General features: G+C 62.6%; 15 protein-coding genes. 8 read left to right on the top strand and 7 right to left on the bottom strand.

Translation table 11 applies throughout. The features are described from left to right. Positions 1-90: 90 nt before the first annotated feature. From rph to hemW, 3 genes are all read left to right on the top strand, one after another. Positions 91-819, top strand: coding sequence for a ribonuclease PH (gene rph, locus U0004_RS23515; RefSeq protein WP_070259333.1), 729 nt, complete (start codon positions 91-93; stop codon positions 817-819). Positions 820-957: 138 nt separating this feature from the next. Next, positions 958-1,542, top strand: coding sequence for an RdgB/HAM1 family non-canonical purine NTP pyrophosphatase (gene rdgB, locus U0004_RS23510; protein WP_070259331.1), 585 nt, complete (start codon positions 958-960; stop codon positions 1,540-1,542). Beyond that, on the top strand, positions 1,539-2,813 hold the full coding sequence (gene hemW, locus U0004_RS23505) for a radical SAM family heme chaperone HemW (RefSeq protein WP_070259329.1): 1,275 nt from the start codon (positions 1,539-1,541) through the stop codon (positions 2,811-2,813). Before rdgB ends, hemW begins: the two co-directional genes overlap by 4 nt. A 14-nt stretch (positions 2,814-2,827) precedes the next feature. On the opposite strand, the gene U0004_RS23500 is transcribed toward hemW, so the two are convergent. The 4 genes from U0004_RS23500 to U0004_RS23485 form a co-directional block, all read right to left on the bottom strand. Further along, positions 2,828-4,015 (bottom strand): tetratricopeptide repeat protein, encoded by a 1,188-nt coding sequence (locus U0004_RS23500; protein WP_070259327.1) that lies wholly within the window; start codon positions 4,013-4,015, stop codon positions 2,828-2,830. Between the two features lie 130 nt (positions 4,016-4,145). Beyond that, positions 4,146-5,861 (bottom strand): methyl-accepting chemotaxis protein, encoded by a 1,716-nt coding sequence (locus U0004_RS23495; protein ID WP_070259323.1) that lies wholly within the window; start codon positions 5,859-5,861, stop codon positions 4,146-4,148. A 122-nt stretch (positions 5,862-5,983) separates the two neighbouring features. Next, positions 5,984-7,009, bottom strand: coding sequence for a patatin-like phospholipase family protein (locus U0004_RS23490; RefSeq protein WP_412101874.1), 1,026 nt, complete (start codon positions 7,007-7,009; stop codon positions 5,984-5,986). Continuing rightward, positions 6,937-7,089, bottom strand: a complete 153-nt coding sequence (locus U0004_RS23485; RefSeq protein ID WP_231958359.1) for a hypothetical protein — start codon at positions 7,087-7,089, stop codon at positions 6,937-6,939. Before U0004_RS23485 ends, U0004_RS23490 begins: the two co-directional genes overlap by 73 nt. Before the next feature lie 160 nt (positions 7,090-7,249). Here U0004_RS23485 and U0004_RS23480 point away from each other — a divergent pair, with 160 nt between their 5' ends. Continuing rightward, the gene (locus U0004_RS23480) at positions 7,250-8,107 is read left to right on the top strand and encodes a hypothetical protein (RefSeq protein ID WP_139144261.1); all 858 of its coding nucleotides are present in this window, start codon (positions 7,250-7,252) and stop codon (positions 8,105-8,107) included. Positions 8,108-8,335: 228 nt separating this feature from the next. Here the strand turns inward: U0004_RS23480 and tal are convergent, their stop codons facing one another. Next, positions 8,336-9,271 (bottom strand): transaldolase, encoded by a 936-nt coding sequence (gene tal / locus U0004_RS23475; protein ID WP_070259318.1) that lies wholly within the window; start codon positions 9,269-9,271, stop codon positions 8,336-8,338. A 207-nt stretch (positions 9,272-9,478) separates the two neighbouring features. On the opposite strand from tal, the gene U0004_RS23470 reads away from it, so the two are divergent. The 4 genes from U0004_RS23470 to U0004_RS23455 are packed head-to-tail and all read left to right on the top strand — an operon-like array spanning position 9,479 to position 15,941. After that, positions 9,479-12,277 carry a type VI secretion system Vgr family protein gene (locus U0004_RS23470; protein WP_231958361.1) on the top strand — a complete coding sequence of 933 codons (2,799 nt, stop codon included), beginning with the start codon at positions 9,479-9,481 and terminating at the stop codon, positions 12,275-12,277. Positions 12,278-12,310: 33 nt separating this feature from the next. After that, positions 12,311-13,222 carry a DUF4123 domain-containing protein gene (locus U0004_RS23465; RefSeq protein WP_139144297.1) on the top strand — a complete coding sequence of 304 codons (912 nt, stop codon included), beginning with the start codon at positions 12,311-12,313 and terminating at the stop codon, positions 13,220-13,222. After that, positions 13,219-13,842, top strand: a complete 624-nt coding sequence (locus U0004_RS23460; RefSeq protein ID WP_070260465.1) for a DUF3304 domain-containing protein — start codon at positions 13,219-13,221, stop codon at positions 13,840-13,842. Before U0004_RS23465 ends, U0004_RS23460 begins: the two co-directional genes overlap by 4 nt. Beyond that, the gene (locus U0004_RS23455; protein WP_081345914.1) at positions 13,839-15,941 is read left to right on the top strand and encodes a T6SS phospholipase effector Tle1-like catalytic domain-containing protein; all 2,103 of its coding nucleotides are present in this window, start codon (positions 13,839-13,841) and stop codon (positions 15,939-15,941) included. Before U0004_RS23460 ends, U0004_RS23455 begins: the two co-directional genes overlap by 4 nt. Before the next feature lie 180 nt (positions 15,942-16,121). On the opposite strand, the gene U0004_RS23450 is transcribed toward U0004_RS23455, so the two are convergent. Together U0004_RS23450 and zwf are read right to left on the bottom strand one after the other, a co-directional pair. Beyond that, positions 16,122-16,976, bottom strand: a complete 855-nt coding sequence (locus U0004_RS23450) for an SIS domain-containing protein (RefSeq protein WP_034750862.1) — start codon at positions 16,974-16,976, stop codon at positions 16,122-16,124. 211 nt (positions 16,977-17,187) lie between these two features. Continuing rightward, on the bottom strand, positions 17,188-18,660 hold the full coding sequence (gene zwf / locus U0004_RS23445) for a glucose-6-phosphate dehydrogenase (RefSeq protein WP_070260463.1): 1,473 nt from the start codon (positions 18,658-18,660) through the stop codon (positions 17,188-17,190). Positions 18,661-18,898: the final 238 nt, after the last annotated feature.

The raw sequence follows: 18,898 nt of genomic DNA, 5'->3' as shown, positions 1-18,898 counted from the left end.
CCATTGCGTCTTGCGCTGTTGCATGACTGCAAATAGACGGGCGCGCGGTGGTAAAATCGCTGCCGCAACCCCAATCACACAGGACATCCCATGACATTTGAATCCCGCCCGAGCGGCCGCGCCGTCGACGCGCTGCGCGCCATCCGCATCACCCGCCAGTACACCAAGCATGCCGAAGGCTCGGTGCTGATCGAGTGCGGCGACACCAAGGTCATCTGCACCGCCAGCATCGAAGACAAGGTGCCGGGTTTCCTGAAAGGCAAGGGCCAGGGCTGGTTGACGGCCGAGTACGGCATGCTGCCACGCTCGACGCACACGCGCATGGACCGCGAAGCGGCGCGCGGCAAGCAGTCCGGCCGCACGCAGGAAATCCAGCGCCTGATCGGCCGCTCGCTGCGCGCCGCCTTCGATTTGCAGGCGTTCGGCGAGCGCACCCTGCACCTCGATTGCGACGTCATCCAGGCTGATGGCGGCACCCGCACGGCCTCGATCACGGGCGCCATGGTGGCCGCGTATGACGCGTTTTCCCAGTTGCAGGCACGCGGCGCGATTGCCGCCATTCCCGTGAAAAGCTTTGTGGCCGCCATCTCGGTCGGCGTCTACCAGGGCATGCCGGTGCTGGACCTGGACTACGTGGAAGACTCGGGCTGCGACACGGACATGAACGTGGTCATGACGGAGGCGGGCCACTTCATCGAAGTGCAGGGCACGGCCGAAGGCGCCGCGTTCGACCGCGCCGGCATGAACCGTCTGCTGGACCTGGCGCAGGGCGGCATCGCCGACCTCATCGCGATGCAGAAGCAGGCATTGGGGATCTGATCTTTACATAGATTTACATCCTGTTGCCCGCCACGCCGGGCAAAAAGCCCACGGCTGCCGCTTTTTGCGGCAGCGGCAGGCCAGGGTGAGGGGGGCGCAAAAGGTTTACAATGTCGGCACTTCAACCGGACTACTGACATGACCCAACGCCTCATCCTCGCCTCCAATAACGCCGGCAAGCTCAAGGAATTCAACGAGCTGCTCTCGACCATCGGTTTTTCCGTCCACGCCCAGGGCGAGTACGCCGTGCCGGAAAGCGACGAACCATTCCACACCTTCGTTGAAAACGCCCTGCAAAAGGCGCGCCATGCGTCGCGCCTGACGGGCTTGCCGGCGCTGGCCGACGATTCGGGCGTATGCGTCAATGTGCTCGGTGGCGCGCCGGGCGTGTATTCGGCCCGCTATGCCGGCGAGCCGAAATCGGATGCGGCCAACAGCGTCAAGCTGATCGCCGACCTGGAAGCGCATGCCGACAAGTCCGCGTACTACTACTGCGTGCTGGTGTATGTGCGCCATGCGGACGACCCGCAGCCGGTGATCGCCGACGGCCGCTGGAATGGTGAGATGATTGCTACGCCGCGCGGCAACGGCGGCTTCGGCTACGATCCGCATTTCTTCCTCCCCGCGCTGGGCAAGTGCGCGGCCGAATTGACGTCCGATGAAAAGAACGCGCTGTCGCACCGTGGCCAGGCCCTGCGCGCGCTGGTGGAAAAACTGCGATGATCCCGATCAAACTGGTGGGCGCCGCCGCCAAGCCGGCAGCCAGGGCGGGAGCCGCTCCCGCGCCGCAGGAAGGCATTTCCGGCGCGGCCGGGGCGGCCCTGAAATACCTGCAGCCGGGCGCGCTGAACCTGACGGCACTGCCGCCGCTGTCGCTGTACATCCATTTCCCGTGGTGCGTGAAAAAATGCCCGTACTGCGATTTCAATTCGCACGAGGTGCGCGGCGACTTGCCGGAAGGGGAATACCTGGCGGCCCTGCGGCTGGACCTGGAAATGGCGCTGCCGCTGATCTGGGGCCGCAAGATCCACACCATCTTCATCGGCGGCGGCACGCCCAGCCTGATGTCGGCGGCGGGCCTGGACCGGCTGATGTCGGACGTGCGCACCTTGCTGCCATTGGAGCCCGACTGCGAAATCACCATGGAAGCCAATCCGGGTACCTTTGAAGCGGAAAAATTCAAGTCCTACCGGGCCAGCGGCATCAACCGCCTGTCGATCGGCATCCAGAGCTTCAATGGCCGCCACCTGCAGGCGCTGGGGCGTATCCACGACGACAATGAAGCGCGCCGCGCGGTGGACATCGCGCACGCCAATTTCGACAATTTCAACCTCGACCTGATGTACGCGCTGCCCACGCAAACCCTGGCCGAGGCGCAGCAGGACCTGGAAACGGCGCTGTCGTTCGCGCCGCCGCACTTGTCGCTGTACCACCTGACGCTCGAACCGAACACCCTGTTCGCCAAGTATCCGCCCGTGCTGCCGGACGACGACGAGAGCGCCGACATTGCCGACATGGTGGCCGCGCGCGCCGCGCAGGCCGGTTACGGCCGCTATGAAGTGTCGGCCTATGCGCAGCCGGGCCGCCAAGCTAAGCACAACCGCAATTACTGGGAATTCGGCGACTACCTGGGCATCGGCGCGGGCGCCCACTCGAAGATCTCGTTCCCGCACCGCGTGCTGCGTCAGGCCCGCTACAAGCAGCCGCGCGCCTACATGGACGCGGTACTGGCCGGTAAGCCGGTGCAGGAAGAGCGCGAACTGGCGCGCGAGGAGATGGGTTTCGAGTTCATGTTGAATACCCTGCGCCTGACGCAGGGCTTTACACCGAACCTGTTCGCCGAGCGCACGGGCCTGGCCATCAACGCCATCGAGCAGCCGCTGAACGCGGCCGAAGCGAAAGGCTTGCTGTACCGCGACCACCAGGTCATCCGCCCGACGGAGCGGGGATTGTGCTTCCTGAACGACCTGCAGCAGATGTTCCTGGAAGACTGACGCGGTCTGATGCGCTAGTGCGCGGTGGCGGCGCGCAGGCGCTGCAGCTTGGCCGCGTACAGCCCGTGCTCGCTGCGCGTGGTGCTGTTGTCCATCGCCAGTTCCAGCTGCCTGCCCGCCTGCGAGAGTTGTCCCATGCGCGCATACGCCTGCGCCAGCCAGAAGTGGAATTCATGGTAGTAGGGATCGCGCGCGATCTCGCGCTTGAACAGGCGCGCCGCTTCCTGATAGTCGGCGGCCTCCATGGCGCGCTGGCCCAGGTTGAAGAAGTGGAACGGAGGTTCCGGCTGCAGGGCCAGCAATTTGCGCCTTAGCAGCTGCGCTTCGTTCGCGCGCCCCAGGCCGTCGAGTGCCTGCGCCAGGTTCGACAGCAGCACGGTATTCGATGGCGAGCGTTCCAGTGCGTAGGCAAGCGTGCGCCGCGCCGGCTCGATGTCGCCGTGGCGCAGCTGGATGATGCCCAGTGTATTGAAGGCGCCCGCAAACGTGGGGTCTTGCAGGATGGCGGCGCGCGCATACCAGTAGGCTTGATCGAGCTCGCCGCTGGCCATGGTTTCGGCGGCGCGATTGTTGAGGTACATGGCCAGGATGGTCGCCTCGCTGATTTGCAGCGTGCGCTGGCCGGCAAGGTCTTCGCCAGGCAGGAAGTCGATGAGCATGATGGCGTCGGCCTCGTAGCCGACGGTATTGCCGGCGGCACGGCGTTCCAGCGCGAGGTTGACGTGGCCGGCGACGAAATACATGCCGCCGCTGCGGCTCCAGCTCTCTTCTCCCAGAACCAGCTGGTAGTGCACATTGAGTCCCATTTCCTTGGCCAGCGCGGCCGTCATCAGCACCAGCGACAGGCAATTGCCGCTGCGCGCATCGAACGCCTGTGCCGCCGTGCGCGTCATGGCGGCATCATATTCAAGCTGCAGCCCGGCCCTGTTGCGCAGGGCATCGGCCAGCGCGCGGCGGGGATTCTTGCTGCGCCCCTCGCGCGCGATATCGACGCGCACGTACTGCCGCATGGCGTCGCTCATGGCAAACGCCTGCCGCGGGTCGACCGGCACGGCCGGCGCGGCAAAGCTGGCATCGTTGAAAAGGTCGGGCGGAGGCGGGCTGGCGGGTGCCGTGGCGCAGCCGGCAAGGGCTGCACACAGCAGCAAGGGGGACAGGAGGCCCAGGCGCAGTTGTGCGCTGACGCGGCGGATACATTTCATGTTCGTGCTCCCGCAGAACGATGTCAGGCGCAACACGTATTGCTGCCGGTGGTGCGCCCTGCCACCTGAAACAAGTATCCTCGCGCGCCACGGCGCTGTCAAACCCTTTTGACTGGCCCTGTTGCCAGTCTTAAAACTCTTCCCAATCCTGCTCGCCAGCCACCTGCGCCTGGGGCTTGCGCGTAGCAGGCGCGCTCCTGGCCGCGATGGCTGGCTGCTTGGCGGCGCTCCTGGCCGCCGGCTTGGCCAGCTGGGTGGGCGCCAGCCGCGCGGCGCGTACCGGCGCCTTTGTCGCCATGTGTTCGAGCTGGAAGCCAGCCGCCACCTGCGCCAGGCGCGCGGCCTGGTCCTGCATGCTTTCGGCCGCTGCCGCCGCTTCCTCCACCAGGGCCGCATTTTGCTGCGTCACCTGGTCCATCTGCGCGATGGCCTGGTTGACCTGGTCGATGCCCATGCTCTGTTCGGCGCTGGCGGCGGTGATCTCGGCCATGATGTCGGTGACGCGGCGTACGCTGTCGACCACTTCGTTCATGGTGCTGCCGGCCTGATGTACCAGCCGCGTGCCATTGTTGACCTGTTCCACCGAGTCGCCGATCAGGGTCTTGATTTCGCGCGCCGCCGCGGCCGAGCGTTGCGCCAGGCTGCGCACTTCCGTGGCGACGACGGCAAAGCCGCGCCCCTGCTCGCCGGCGCGCGCCGCTTCGACGGCTGCGTTCAAGGCCAGGATATTCGTCTGGAAGGCGATGCCGTCGATGACGCCGATGATGTCGACGATTTTCGTCGATGCCGTGTCGATGGCGCCCATGGTGTCGACCACCTGGCTGACGATGCTGCCGCCCCGTTCGGCCACGCCGGAAGCGGCCACCGCCATCTGGTTGGCCTGCCGCGCATTGTCCGCATTCTGCTTGACGGTGCTGGTCAATTCCTCCATCGACGACGCCGTCTCTTCCAGCGAACTGGCTTGCTGCTCCGTGCGCGCCGACAGATCCTGGTTGCCGGCGGCGATTTCGCCGGAGGCCGTGGCAATCGCATTGGTGCCCGTCTGCACTTCCGACACCACCTTGCGCAGCGCCTCGTTCATGCCGTGCAGCGCGCGCATCAGGTCGCCGATTTCATCGCTGGCGGGCGTGCCGAAATGCGTGCGCAAGTCGCCGTCGGCCACCGTTTCAGCCACCTTCACGGCGGCCTTCAATGGCTGCGTGATCGAGCGCGTGATCAGCCACGCACAGACGCTGCCCAGCGCCACCACCAGCGCGCACAAGGTCAGCAGCAGGGTGAAGCTGCGCCCGTTGGCTTCCTCGATCGCTTGCGCCGTGGCGTCGATGGCCTGGCGCTGCTGCGACAGCAGGGCCTTGACGTTGTTCTGGTATTTGGCGGCGGCCGGCGCGAAGCTGTCGCGGTAGGCGCTTTCCGCCTGCGCCGCGTTGCCGGCCTTGCGCGCATTCATTACCAGGGTCTTGGCATCCTGGTACTTGACGCGTTCGGCGATGGACGACTTGAAGATGGCTTTTTCTTCATCGCTGTCGAGCAGCGTCTCGATCTTCTTCAGCAGTTCGCTGCCCTGTTTCGTGCTGTCGGCGATGGTGTCGGCAAACACGCTCGACAAGGTTTCATCCGTGCTTTTGGCGATCATCGAGGTACGCGCGATGGCCGAGTAGATCAGCACGTACCAGTCCGATACCAGGCGTTCCTTGGCCAGCGGTTTTTCCATCATTTGCCGCGTCGCTTCGGCATTCACATGGGCGCTGTACAGCGCGTACGAGGTGGAGATCACGGACAGCAGCAGCACCAGCGCGAAGCCTGCAGCCAGGCGCGTGCCGATACGAAGGTGGGAGAGGGCGTGCATGGTTGAAACTCCTGTCGCAGAGGGATTGAAGGTTGCCTGTGCGACATAGTATGCACTGATAAGTGACCAATAGGCGAGGGAAAAGCGCGCTTGTTCTGGCGCGTGTTGCAGTCTCGCCCTTGCTACAGGTCGAGCGCCTGGCGCAGGTCCGGCTGCTCGGCCCAGCGGGCGAAGGCGGCCGCCATGCGCTCGCTTTCCGCGATGGCGCGGCGCCAGTCGCGCATGCGCGCCGCGTGGTCTTGCCCGTAATGGGGGAAGTCGCGCCGGTCCGGCAGTTTGCCATTCGGCAGGCTGGCCACGAAGGCGGGCGAGGGCGAGACGAGGATCATGTTGTCGAGTGCGCTATCGCCGCTGCGCGCGCGGCGCCAGGGCATGGCCTTGTCCAGCCAGCCCGGCACGATATGGTCGGCAAAATGCGGGTACAGCACCAGGTCCGGTTCGCGCTGGTAGGGCAGGTGCAGATGGTAGTCGACCAGGCCGCCGTCCCAGTAGCGCCCGGGTGGCGCGCCGGCGATGTCCGTCACGGCGTCGAGCACCAGCGGGATGGAGCCGGAGGCCAGCAGCGCGTCGCGCAGGTTCTCTTGCGCCAGGGGCACGAAATGCGAATGAAAGGCGTCGAAGCGCGAGCGCAGCCAGCTGGCGCCGTCCGGCCCCGCATGGAACACCGCGCGTTCCAGCGAGGCGGCCAAGTGCGCCCGTGCCACGGCATTGCCTGCGGCGGCCAGCAGGAAGCCGCGCCGGTCGCGCCATTTGCCCGGCTGCGCCAGCGCGCCGATGCCGCGCACGGCCAGCACCGACAGGCTATGGCGTTCGTGCCGCAGCAGCTGCGCATCCTGGCCATCGAGGACCGCGTCGAGCAGGGCGCGGCAGGTGCGGCTGACGTGCGCCGCATCGGGCTTGTCGGGATAGCGCTGGCCCACGTATTCGCGCACCAGGCGGCGCTGCGCGGCCACCGGGTCGGGGAACACGGCGGCGGCCATGCGCCAGGCGCCGATCGAGGCGCCGACGAAATAGCGCGGGCGCGGCGCCTGGGCCAGGAAGTCGCCGAACAGCCAGCAATCGAGCTGGTGCAGGATCAAGCCTTTTGGCCCGCCTGCGGCAGCAGGGACGATGGCGACGTCAAGCGCGCGCAAGCCGTTGTCGGCGATGCGCGCCCGGGCGCGGCGGCCCAGGCGCGGCGGCCCAGGCGGATGGTGATGGCGGACGAAGCAGGCAGGGGGAAGGACATGCGCGTGGCGGCTGGTGGCGATTGCCTATTGTAGCGTCATGCCGCGCCAAAGGAAGGTGGCAGGCGTGCGACAGTTGAGAGGAAAAAGCAATATTATTTGAAAACTAAAGATGCTTTGCAAGCGTGCCGTCCTTGCCTTTTTTTGACTGATAAGAGATACATGAAAAAACCAATCTGCGCTTCCTTCCTTGTTCTGCCAGTCTTGCTGGCTGCCACCCTCAGTGCCTGCGGCGGCGGCTCTTCCTCCTCCGATGCCCAGGTTGCCGTGAATCCGGCCCAGCCAGTCAATCCAGTCGCCCCGGTGACACCGGTCACCCCGCAGCCCTCCGGCAGCGACACGGGCAGCATCAGCGCGCCGTTTGCGAAGGGACTGAGCCCGCGCTACCTGCTGCTGGCCGTTGCCAATCAGGCCTACGGTACCTTGGGCAGCGTGGCGCAAGACAGTTCCGGCGCCCTGAGCGAGATATCGGGCGCCAGCTTCGGCGGCACACCCGCCATCACGCGCGACATCAGCGGCGACGCAGCATTTGCGCAGGGGCGCTGGTTCACCGGCACCATCACGCGCAGCAGCGGCAGCACGGTCATGAGCGGCAACAATGCCAGCGCCCATTACAGCGTCTACAACACGGTGGCGGCCTTGCCCTTCACCGGCGCCTTCCAATGCGATGCGGGCAAGTTCACGGCGCCCAGCTATACGGGCGGCAGCAGTGTGCAGCAGGATGGCTATTTCGGCACGGCCAGCGGCAGCGCCACCTTGTCCTTCGGCGCGGCGGGCGCCGCACTGGCCATGACGGTCGATGCCACGGCTGGCGGCAGCACCGGCAAGGCCAGCGGCACCGGCACGATCAATACGCCGGACATGACGGTCATCAGCGGTGGCTTCCTGGGCGGCAGCTCGGGCATGCTGCTGGCGCTGGGTGACGGCGGCACGGGAACCTATCTCGTCACGGGCGGCTACAAGGTGGTCATGGCGAATGGCGCCAATTACCAGGGCGTGGCCACCTTCCGCTGTTCCTGATCACGCGGGCATGAAAAAAGCGGCGCCGTGCATTGCACGGGCGCCGCTTTTTTTATGTACGTCGTGCCTAGAGCCTATCCCGGTAGATGAATACATCCCCCGCTGGCGCGCCTCAGAAGCGGGGACTGCGTTGATCGTCGTCGCGTGGCTCGCCACGCGTCCTCCTCACGCCTTGTCCGCGCTCCTGATGTGCTGCCAGCAGAAGACGCTCCCTACCGGGATAGGCTCTTAGCGCAGTGCCGAGATCATCTGTTTCAGCTTGCCGGAATCGACGCAGAAGGCGCGGATGCCTTCAGCCAGTTTTTCCGTCGCCATCGCGTCCTCATTCATCATGAAGCGGAAGGCTTCCTCGTTCAGCGACATTTGTACGATGTTGGTCGACGGCGCCGCTTCGGCGCTCAGCTTGCGCTCCACCGGCGCATCGCTGTCGGCCAGCTTTTGCAGCAGGTCGGGGCTGATGGTGAGCAGGTCGCAGCCGGCCAGTTCGAGGATTTGCGACGTGTTGCGGAAGCTCGCGCCCATCACCTCGGTCTTGTAGCCGAACTTGCGGTAGTAGTTGTAGATGCGGCGGACCGATTGCACGCCCGGATCTTCCGCGCCCACATAGTCGATACCCGTCGATTTCTTGTACCAGTCGTAGATGCGGCCGACGAACGGAGAAATGAGCTGCGCGCCCGCTTCGGCGCAGGCGATGGCCTGGGCCAGCGAGAACAGCAGGGTCATGTTGCAGCGGATGCCTTCCTTTTCCAGGGTGGCGGCGGCGCGGATGCCTTCCCAGGTGGAAGCGATCTTGATCAGCACGCGCTCGCGTGGAATGCCGGCGTTCGAATACAGGGCGATCAGGTCGCGGCCCTTGGCGACAGTACCTTCCGTGTCGAACGACAGGCGCGCATCGACTTCGGTGGAGACGCGGCCGGGGATGGTTTGCAGGATTTCCACGCCAAACGCGATCAGCAGGCGGTCGATGATTTCGGCGGTGGAGGCGTTCGGATGGTCGCGCACGGCCTTTTCCAGCAGCGGCTTGTATTCATCCTTTTGCACGGCCTTCAGGATCAGCGACGGATTCGTCGTCGCATCGCGCGGCGTGTAAGCCTGGATCGATTGGAAGTCGCCGGTGTCGGCCACCACGGTAGTAAATTGCTTCAGTTGTTCGAGTTGGTTCATGGCTGCACGGGAAAGAGTGAATGGGCTTGCCGGGGTATTGTACCGAATCCCTTGCATGAAGCATCGACTATTGTCTTCCCCGCGCACTACTTGCTCAATTGAATCTTGCTTTTTTGAGAACTCGCGCATAATTACCTGAACTTGTATATTTTGCACAGTGTTTTGATAAGCAATGTGCGATGCCACACTCCAGATGAAGAGCATCTTTTGACACAAGATATCGTTAGCGCAGTGGCCGCCTTCAACGGCGTGGCACGCCTGTATGCATTGGCTATCGGCGACGATGGCCAGGACAGCGGCTTGCTGGTCGAAGCCTTTGCCGCTGACGAACGGCTGCAGGAGGTCGGCGCGCGCGACATCATCGCCTTGTCCACCAGCGCCCATGTTGCGCTGGCGTCCCTGCTGGGCCAGCCGGCCAGCCTGCATATCAGCCTGGCGGACGGCACGCGCACGCACTTTTCCGGCTATGTCAGCGAAGCGGCCATGCTAGGCAGCAATGGCGGCCTGGCGCGCTACCGGCTGCGCATCACGCCTTGGTTGTTTCTGCTGACGCAAGTGCGTAACAGCCGCGTCTGGCAAGATCGGAGCGTGACGGCCATCATCGACGAGGTATTGCAGGCGTATGCGCCGTATGCGCTGTGGCGCTGGAGCGACGAGGTCGCATCTTTCATGCAGGACGCGGGCGAACGCAGCTATTGCTGCCAGTACCGCGAATCGGATTTCGATTTCGTGCGCCGGCTGCTGACGGAAGAGGGCATCGCCTGGCGCTTCGAGGCGCACACTCTGGTCCTGTTCGCCGATAGCAGCCAGCCCTGCGCCACGCCCGAGGACGCCAGCAGCGCGCAGGCGGGCGGGCTGCGCTTTCATGGCGCGCGCGTCGGCGAGCCGGGCGACAGCGTGCAGGCCTTGAGCGCGCGGCGCAGCCTGCCGGTGGGCCTGAGCAGCGTGCTCAGCTATGACTACAAGGCGAAAAAGGCCGTGGCCGCCAGCGTGCCGGCCAACATCGCGCTTGGCGGCAAGAACGCGCCGGTGCTGGAAAGCTACGACACACCGGGCCAGTACTGGTACGCCAGCGCCGCCCAGGCGCAGCGCTACGCCCAGTTGCAGATGCAGGCCCACGAGGCGCGCGCCCAGCTGTGGCAGGCCCGTTCGACCGTGCGCACCCTGCGCGCCGGCACGCGCTTTACCCTGACGCAGGGACCGTTACCGCAGGCCGATGGTGCCGCGTCCGAATATGTCGTGCTGCGCGTGGCCAGCATCGGTGTCAACAACCTGCCGGCGCCTGCCCTGGAGGGGTTGGCGGAACTGTTCGGCCCGATACCGGAATTGCTGGAAGAAACCGTGGCAGAGTGGGGCGCAGGATTTCCCGATGTCGCCGCCGCGATCGCCCAGGCGCAAACCAGCGGTTACGCCAACTGCATCGAGATGATCACCGCAAGCACCCCGTGGCGTCCGGTGCATGACAGCAACGATGCGCGCCAGCACGCCACGCCGACCGCCCTGGGCAGCCAGAGCGCCATCGTCGTCGGCGCCGATGGCAATGACGTGGCCAGCGGCGCCGATGAAATTTATTGCGACAGGCTGGGCCGGGTGCGCATCCGCTTCCACTGGCAACAGGAGACTGGCGCGACTTGCTGGGTGCGCGTGGCGCAGCGCGCGGCCGGCGGCGGCATGGGCAGCCAGTTCCTGCCGCGCATCGGCCAGGAAGTGCTGGTGCAATTCCTGGAAAACGATATCGACCGGCCCGTCATCATCGGCGCGCTGTACAACGGACAGGGTGAGGGCGGCACCGTACCCACGCCGGGCGGTATTGCGCGCGATCAAAACGACGCTGGTATTTTCCAGCCGGCCCACGATCACGCCGTAGCGGGCCAGGGCAATCTGGCGGGCGGCAACAGTCCCTTGTGGCATGGCGCCGCAGGCGCCAGCGCGGCGCACCGCAATGGAGCAGCGCAATGGGGCATCCGCAGCAAGGAGTTCGGCAAGGCGGGCGGCATGGCCGGTTACAACCAGCTGCTGTTCGACGACACCGACCAGCAGGGACGCATCCAGCTGAAAAGCAGCCATGCGGCCAGCGAGCTGAGCCTGGGGCATCTGATCCACGGTGCCGACAATTACCGTGGCAGCCTGCGCGGCGCCGGCGCCGAGCTGCGCACCGATGCGTATGGCGTGGTGCGCGCCAAGGCAGGCTTGCTGGTGACCAGCTATCTGCTCGGGCACGACGCGTCGCAGCGCGATCCTGCCGGCGACAATGCCGGCGGCATCGCGCTATTGAAGCAGGCAGTGATGCTGGGCGACACCTTCAGCGCTGCCGCCAAAACGCACGAAACGGTCGCCTACGCCAGCCATGTGGGCGTCACCGCACCGAATGCCAGCGAACTCGACGAGCAGGCGGCGCCCCTGAAAGCCGTGCAGGCCAGCGTGGCGGGCATGCACGAACAATTGCCGCACACCAAGGACTCGCTGATCGCGATTGCCGCCAAGGCTGACCTGGGCCTGATCGCCGGGCAGGACCTGCAACTGGCCAATGGCGAGAGCGTCGTCCTGATGAGCGGGCAGGACACGCAATGGAGCAGCGGCGGCCAGTGGCGCCTGCACACGGGCCAGGCCATCGGCATGTTGGGCGGCGCCGTCAAGGCCGGGGAGGGGGATGCCGGGGTGCAGCTGATCGCCGCCCAGGGCATCATCGACGCGCAGGCGCAGGCCGACCTGCTCCAAGTCCAGGCGCGCGAAGAGGTCAATATCGTTAGCGCCAACGCGCATGTCGACTGGGCGGCGGCGAAAAGCATCCGCCTGTCGACGGCGGGCGGGGCCAACATCACCATCGAGGGCGGGAACATCACCATCCAGTGTCCTGGCAAGATCACCGTGTTTGCAGGCAAGAAGAGTTTTGTCGGGCCGACACGGCTGGCTTATCCATTGCCCAGATTTTCTCGTTCCATATGCAAACGATGCAGGCTTAACGCCGCCGAATCAGGTTCTCCTTTTTCCATGGTGGAAGAGTGAATAGCCAAAACAACGTTAGAGGAGCATGACTAAGTGGGTATCAATATGTTTCCCTCTGACTGGAAGGTGTCATTGCACACGCGATTGCAGGCGTTTCGACGTCAGTTTCCCGAGGCGCATATTTATGCGCTGATCGATGGCGTTTTTGACGAGTCGTGTTATCCATTGCTTAAGCGTGCCCGGCACCTGCGATATGAGGCGTTGTTTGCAGGTACGCCATGTGCTGATGAAGAAACGTTGACAGTTTCTCCGCTGCTGGTTGAGTTTTGCGATGCAGGTCGCTTTACTTGGGAACGGCTGCTTGAGAAAACCAATGGTCATCCGGCGCTCAGCTTAATCGTCACGCCGGAGCCGCTGCATCAACTGGCAGCCCGCTTGGCGCCATGGTGCATCGTCGATGCGGCAGACCATACGGTGGCATTGTCGTTTGCCGATACCCGCATTTTGCCGCAACTTTTCAAGACCTTGACGGTGCAGCAACTGGGCCAGTTTTGCGGGCCGGCACACCATTGGCAATATGTCACGCGCAACGGTGACTGGGGTGATTTGATCTTGCCTGCAGAAGCGCTTCCGGCGGCGGTTGGCATATCGTTAAGCGAGCAGCAATGCGCTCAACTGATGCGCGCGGCGGAAGGCGACGCTATCCTGTTCCAGGTGCGCGCGACCAGCCCTCGCTTGTTAGAGCCCCATGCTGCAGAACAGGCCCATGCCCTGGTCGAATATTGGCTGGGTTGTGCCGATCATGCGCGGCTCGAAACACCGCCAGATCGATTGGACGTATGCATATTTGGCCTCGAAAACCCAGGTCTGCAAGCGCGGCCGCAACTTGCGTCCTGGCTCGCAGAACCTGCCCGGGCACAAACGCCAGATTCATTGTTTGAACGATGGATGGCAGAGCAATCCTCTGTCGATGTGCCGACCTTATCAGTGGAGACAAAGTCATGATTATCTTGTTCAGGCAGTGGCTGTGGCGAGGTGTCTTGCTGGCCGCATGTTTACCCGGCGTCGCCATGGCCGCGAGTATTCAGGCATTGAATTATTCTTCGCGCGAGGTCAATTATATTGCGGTTGAAAATCCGGGCAATACCAACAGCGGCGGCGGTGGCGATTCGATCCGTCCATATGGGCAGGGCGGATCGATATGCTGTTTCAGCGTGCCGGAAAAGTGGCATGCGGATTTGAAGGTGGTGGTGGTCTATCAGTTGTCCCCGGACCCGACCTTTCATCGCGAGACGGTCAGCATTCCGCCTTATCCGGATGGGAGGGGCGGTGATATCTGGCTGATCGTCTATGAAGATGGCAGCGTGGGAGCTGTGGCGTCGCATTACGGACCGAGCCGGCCGGAGTGGCCGGGGAAAATCAAGGGATATCCGGTGCCGACGAAGGAGTATCGGGACGAGCGTCGTAAGGCAAAAATAGAATTGGAAAAAAAATGGTTAGATACAATGGAAAAAGGATTGGAGCGTAATAGTCATAAGATGACGGCTGCTGAAGTTGATGAATTAAAGGATGTAATTGAGTATAAGAAGAAACTCATCCAGAGCCTTGAGGGAATGCATCCATGACTGCATTTTTGGCCACTATTTATTCTGCTGAGAAAAATGAACCAGCAGATTCAGCTAAGTTTTTTGATGATGAGACAGAACTAAAAATATTAGGTGATTTAGTCAGGAAAAGGGAATGCCCCACCCCAGGATTCCCCCCATCATGCGATGCGAATCTATTTTTCGGTTTCTTCTTCGATGGCACCAATAATAATATGAAACGGGATCTGGCTTTTCATTCGCATAGTAATGTGGCGCGCCTGTATCATGCATTTCCAGGTGATAAAGATACGCATGGCAGCGAGGCGTGGCCGGACTTGGATGCAAAATACCACAAGAGTTACTTTCGTACCTACGTTCCCGGAGTGGGAACACGTTTCGACGAGGTTGGTGATACGGGAGAGGGATTTAGCGCTCTCACCAGCGACCGGGCGCGTGGCCTGGCCTTTGCCTACAAGGGAGAAAATCGCATCATCTGGGCATTGGTGGAAGCACTCAATAATGTGCACAGATATTATACCGATGCTCCACTGGTGGACGATAAGTCCTTTAAAAAGGACTTCAATACGCTCAGTTTGCCCAGCAAAGTGCAGCCTTCAGAGGCGCTGGTGAACGCTTTCACGCAGGCTCTGCAAAAGTTGCACGGCAATTTGCGGCCATTTGTGCCAACCGATGCGCCGGCGAAAAGCGTCAATAAAGGCAAGGTGCTCAATATCTTCGTGTCGATGTTCGGTTTCTCGCGTGGCGCGGCCGAAGCGCGCTCGTTTGCCAACTGGTTCATCTGGTTATGCAAGCTCGATGCGCAACTGACCGCTAGCAAGGGCGTCAAGGCTCGCCAGTTAAGTATTGGCACTATCGAGGTGACCTTCGACTTTATGGGCCTGTTCGATACCGTCGCTTCGGTTGGCTTGGCGGCTTCAGTGCCCCTCCCGAACAGGATGGTGGATGGACATGGCGGCTGGGCCGACGCCGAAGTGTCGCTCAGAATACCCACATCACCGGGGCCAAGCAAGTGCCTGCATCTGGTGTCGGCGCATGAAGTACGCCGGTCTTTTCCCTTGGACTCCGTTGCTCACCTGGGCAATATTCCCCCTAATTGCACGGAAATTGTTTTTCCTGGCGTTCATTCGGACATCGGGGGCGGCTATTTGCCGCGAGAACAAGGGCGCGGCACAGATCCAAGCGGGGGCGACTTGATGTCGCGCATTACGTTGGCCACGATGTATCGGGCTGCCCGCCTAGCCGGGGTGCCGCTGAAGCTGGAAGAGGCCAGTGAAGCGACGAAGCGGGCCTTTCGCATCGATCCGCGCACAATAGCCACTTTCAATGCGTATATCGGCTTTTGCCATGCGCAGCAAGGCGCCGAGCCATCATTGCGGCTACATAGGGTCATGGAATTCCAGCACATGCTGTACATACAGTGGCGCAAGAAAATGCTAGGCAAGATGGGAGATTTACCGAATGTCAAGAATCTGGCAACAAGCTATAAAAGCGGGAAATTCGATTTTACTGATCTCACTATGGCGGACAAGGAGCTGGAAGAAGAGGTTGCGAGCTTTGAAAAATGGCGCGCCAATCAGCGCACGACCAGCAGTAGAGGGCGGCCCCGTAATCCTGAATGGGAACCTATCGCCGAATTTTGGGACAAGCCAGTACCACCCGCGGAAGTAAACAATTTTTTTGAACAATTCGTGCATGACTCGCGCGCGTGGTTCAAGCCGTTGGGGAAAGACATTCCCGACTTGTGGTACGCGCTGGAATTGCTTGTGGCTCAGGAAGAGCGAGCCCGTGACTGGGAGAACGGACCGAATGCCGACCCTGGTAAACCCAATCCCTATAGCTTGAGCAATAAGGAAAAGGAGCAATTGCTGCGATACAAAGCTGTCAAAGGCACTGAAAATGAAATGGATGCGATCGAGCCGGACAAGGGCGGACGCGAGAACAGACTCCTGGGAGGTGGCTACTTGCGTTTTCGGTCAATTTACATGGGATCGGATACCTTCAAGCCGTCGGGCGCTCAGTATGCGGGCATGCTACCTGTTTTGCACAAGGAACAGCGCGGTATCGCGGTGGCCCATCACAGATCTGCCGATGCGATGGAGCAAGCGAAGACGGTGTAAGTCAAGCTAAGTCATTGAGCTACCCGTGCGGCCCGGCGGAGTTTGGCAAATTTCCCCTAAGTGACACCGCCTTCGCCGGGGGCAGTTTTGCAGACAAGAAATTGAAAATCCCTTCTATGGCATTCCCCGCAAGCCTCACAGGGAATGACGGATGGGCAACCGGCTGGCGCCGGCATGGAATCAGCCGATGAAGGAATCGAACTGCATGTCGAATTCCTGCAGCGCCTTCTGCGCATTCTGCATCTTCTTGCGGAACTCCGGACCCCGTTGCAGGGCCAGGCCCACGGCCAGCACGTCGATCACGACCAGGTAGGCCAGGCGGGCGGAAATCGGGGTGTAGGGGTCGGTGTTGAAGACCAGGTCGATCGGGATCAGCACGGTCGCCAGGTCGGCCAGCGGCGTGCCCGATGGGGCCAGCACGACGACGTCGGCGCCGCCGCGGCGCGCCAGTTTCACGGAGCGGACCAGGGCGGGGCTGTTGCCGCGCTGCGAGATGGCCACCAGGCAGTCGCCGCCGCGCAGCAGGGCCGCCGCGATACTGTGGATGTTCGGGTCGCTGTAGGCCACCGTCGGCACGCCCGAGCGGAAGAACTTGTGCTGCGCGTCGGCCGCCACGATGCCCGACGTGCCCTGGCCATAGAATTCGATCTTGCTGGCGCGCGACAGGATGTCGAGCGCGCGCTGGATCGCTTCCGGGTTCAGGTTGTTGCGCAGGTCGAGCAGGGTGTTGATCGAACGGCTGCAGATTTTATTTACCAGGTCGGCCGCCAGGTCGTCCTGCGCCGGCTGCTCGTTTGCGCCCGGCATGGCCAGGGCCAGGCCCTGCGCCAGCTTCAGCTTGAATTCATGCCAGCCGTCATAACCCAGGGTGCGGCAAAAGCGCACCACGGTCGGTTCCGATACCTGCGCGCTTTTCGCCAGCGCCGTGATGTTCTGGCTAACCGTCTGGTTAGGCTGGTCAAGCACGGCTAGCGCGACCTTCTTCTCCGACTTGGAGAGCGAATCGAGCTGTGTGCGGATGGAGTCAAGCAGCATTAAATTTGTCTTCTGTTTTCGGGAAGCGGTGAAGCAGGGGTTTCGCAGAGCACCACTCCGCGTCTGCGTAACGGCCTGCCCATGTATGGGCAGGCTCCTTGCGCTGCCAAACTAGTCTTCAGGCAGGGGTGAAGCAGGGGTTTCGTGGAGCACCGCTCCACGCCTGCGTAACGGTCTGGCCTTGCAAGGCCAGACTCCTTGCGCTTCCAAACTAGTCTTCAGGAAGCGCTTCTTCACGCCACTGCAAGCCATCGCGGCCGATCAGGGCGCTGGCGGCCGCAGGGCCCCAGGTGCCGGCCGTGTACGGAATCGGCGCGCTGTCGTTCTGTTCCCAGTTGTCGAGAATCGGCTCGACCCATTCCCAGGCCGCTTCCAGTTCGTCGCCGCGCATGAACAGGGTCAGCTGGCCGCGCAGGACGTCGAGCAGCAAACGCTCGTAGGCGTCCATGCGCGGGGTCTTGAACGATTCGCGGAAATCGAGTTCCAGTTCCGCCGGTTTCAAGCGCATGCCGTCGCCCGGGGTTTTCGCCATCAGGTTCATGCGCAAGCCTTCGTCCGGCTGCAAACGGATCACCAGGCAGTTCGGCTGGAAGCTGGACGTCGGCTGGTTGAAGATCGAGTGCGGAATCTGCTTGAAGCGCACGACGATCTCGGCCAGACTGTCGGCCATGCGCTTGCCCGTGCGCAGGTAGAACGGCACGCCGGCCCAGCGCCAGGTGTCGATTTCCGCCTTCAGCGCCACGAAGGTTTCGGTGCGCGAATGTTCCGGCGCATCCGGCTCGTCGCGGTAGCTCGGCACGGTGGCGCCATCGACGTGGCCGGCGCGGTACTGGCCGCGCACGATGTTTTGCGCCAGGGTGGTGGGCGTGAATTTTTTCAGCGAGCGCAGCACTTGCAGCTTTTCATCGCGCACGGCGTCCGGCGCGATCGAGGTCGGCGGTTCCATGGCGACGATGCACAGCAGTTGCAGCAAGTGGTTTTGCAGCATGTCGCGCAGCGCGCCCGACGTGTCGTAGTAACCCATGCGGTTGCCCACGCCCAGTTTCTCGGCGATGGTGATCTGCACGTCGGAAATCCATTCGCGGCGCCACAGCGGTTCGAACAGGATATTGCCGAAGCGCAGGGCCAGCAAGTTCTGCACGGTTTCCTTGCCCAGGTAATGGTCGATACGGTAGATCTGCGATTCCTGGAAAACCTTGCCCACTTCGGCATTGATCTGCTTGGCGCTGGCCAGGTCGCGGCCCAGCGGCTTTTCCAGCACCACGCGCGAGTTCGGCGTCACCAGGCCGTTGTCTTCCAGGTTGTCGCAGATGAGGGCGAACAGATGCGGCGGCGTCGCCAGGTAATACACGCGCGTCAGGTCGGCATCGCCGCGCAGCGCTTCGACCAGCGGTGCATACGTGGCCGCATCGCTGGCGTTGAGCGACACATACACGATGCGCGCGCAGAATTTGCTCCAGGTGGCGGCATTCAGGGTGCTGGCCTTGATGTGGGGACGCGAGTTGCTTTCCACCATTTTCAGGAAGGCATCCTGGCCGCTGTCCTGGCGGCCCACGCAGATGATGCGCGCCGTCGGCGGCAAATCGTTCGCGACGTCGCGCGCATACATTGCAGGCAACAATTTGCGCATTGCTAAATCGCCGCTGCCGCCAAACAGGACCAGGTCAAAATCGGTAAGTGCCATAAGTGAGTGTCGTCGCAAAAGTAAAAGGGCCGGAGCGGGGAGGAAGCCGACCGGAAGTGCCAGTCTGTCGCTACTATAATCGGTGGTGTAAATTTACTACGTAGAACAGGCAATTGCAAGAAATTTTACTACATTCCAGCCCCTGCCGTCGCCATTTTGCCCGGTATGCCCGCCAGCGGCGCCGGCATGGCCATTATATGCCGTTCGCCGGTGCCGGCGCGGTGTCCTGCTTTTCATA

It is taken from the genome of Janthinobacterium lividum, assembly GCF_034424625.1.
GTDB lineage: Bacteria > Pseudomonadota > Gammaproteobacteria > Burkholderiales > Burkholderiaceae_D > Janthinobacterium > Janthinobacterium lividum.
The sequence above is the reverse complement of the archived record's forward strand: the minus strand, read 5'-3'. Positions and strand labels throughout refer to the sequence as shown.

Coding starts and splice junctions, on each gene's coding strand:
- rph (WP_070259333.1), top strand. CDS start 91: ATGACATTTGAATCCCGCCCGAGCGGCCGCGCCGTCGACGCGCTGCGC.
- rdgB (WP_070259331.1), top strand. CDS start 958: ATGACCCAACGCCTCATCCTCGCCTCCAATAACGCCGGCAAGCTCAAG.
- hemW (WP_070259329.1), top strand. CDS start 1,539: ATGATCCCGATCAAACTGGTGGGCGCCGCCGCCAAGCCGGCAGCCAGG.
- U0004_RS23500 (WP_070259327.1), bottom strand. CDS start 4,015: ATGAAATGTATCCGCCGCGTCAGCGCACAACTGCGCCTGGGCCTCCTG.
- U0004_RS23495 (WP_070259323.1), bottom strand. CDS start 5,861: ATGCACGCCCTCTCCCACCTTCGTATCGGCACGCGCCTGGCTGCAGGC.
- U0004_RS23485 (WP_231958359.1), bottom strand. CDS start 7,089: ATGTCCTTCCCCCTGCCTGCTTCGTCCGCCATCACCATCCGCCTGGGC.
- U0004_RS23480 (WP_139144261.1), top strand. CDS start 7,250: ATGAAAAAACCAATCTGCGCTTCCTTCCTTGTTCTGCCAGTCTTGCTG.
- tal (WP_070259318.1), bottom strand. CDS start 9,271: ATGAACCAACTCGAACAACTGAAGCAATTTACTACCGTGGTGGCCGAC.
- U0004_RS23460 (WP_070260465.1), top strand. CDS start 13,219: ATGATTATCTTGTTCAGGCAGTGGCTGTGGCGAGGTGTCTTGCTGGCC.
- U0004_RS23455 (WP_081345914.1), top strand. CDS start 13,839: ATGACTGCATTTTTGGCCACTATTTATTCTGCTGAGAAAAATGAACCA.
- U0004_RS23450 (WP_034750862.1), bottom strand. CDS start 16,976: ATGCTGCTTGACTCCATCCGCACACAGCTCGATTCGCTCTCCAAGTCG.
- zwf (WP_070260463.1), bottom strand. CDS start 18,660: ATGGCACTTACCGATTTTGACCTGGTCCTGTTTGGCGGCAGCGGCGAT.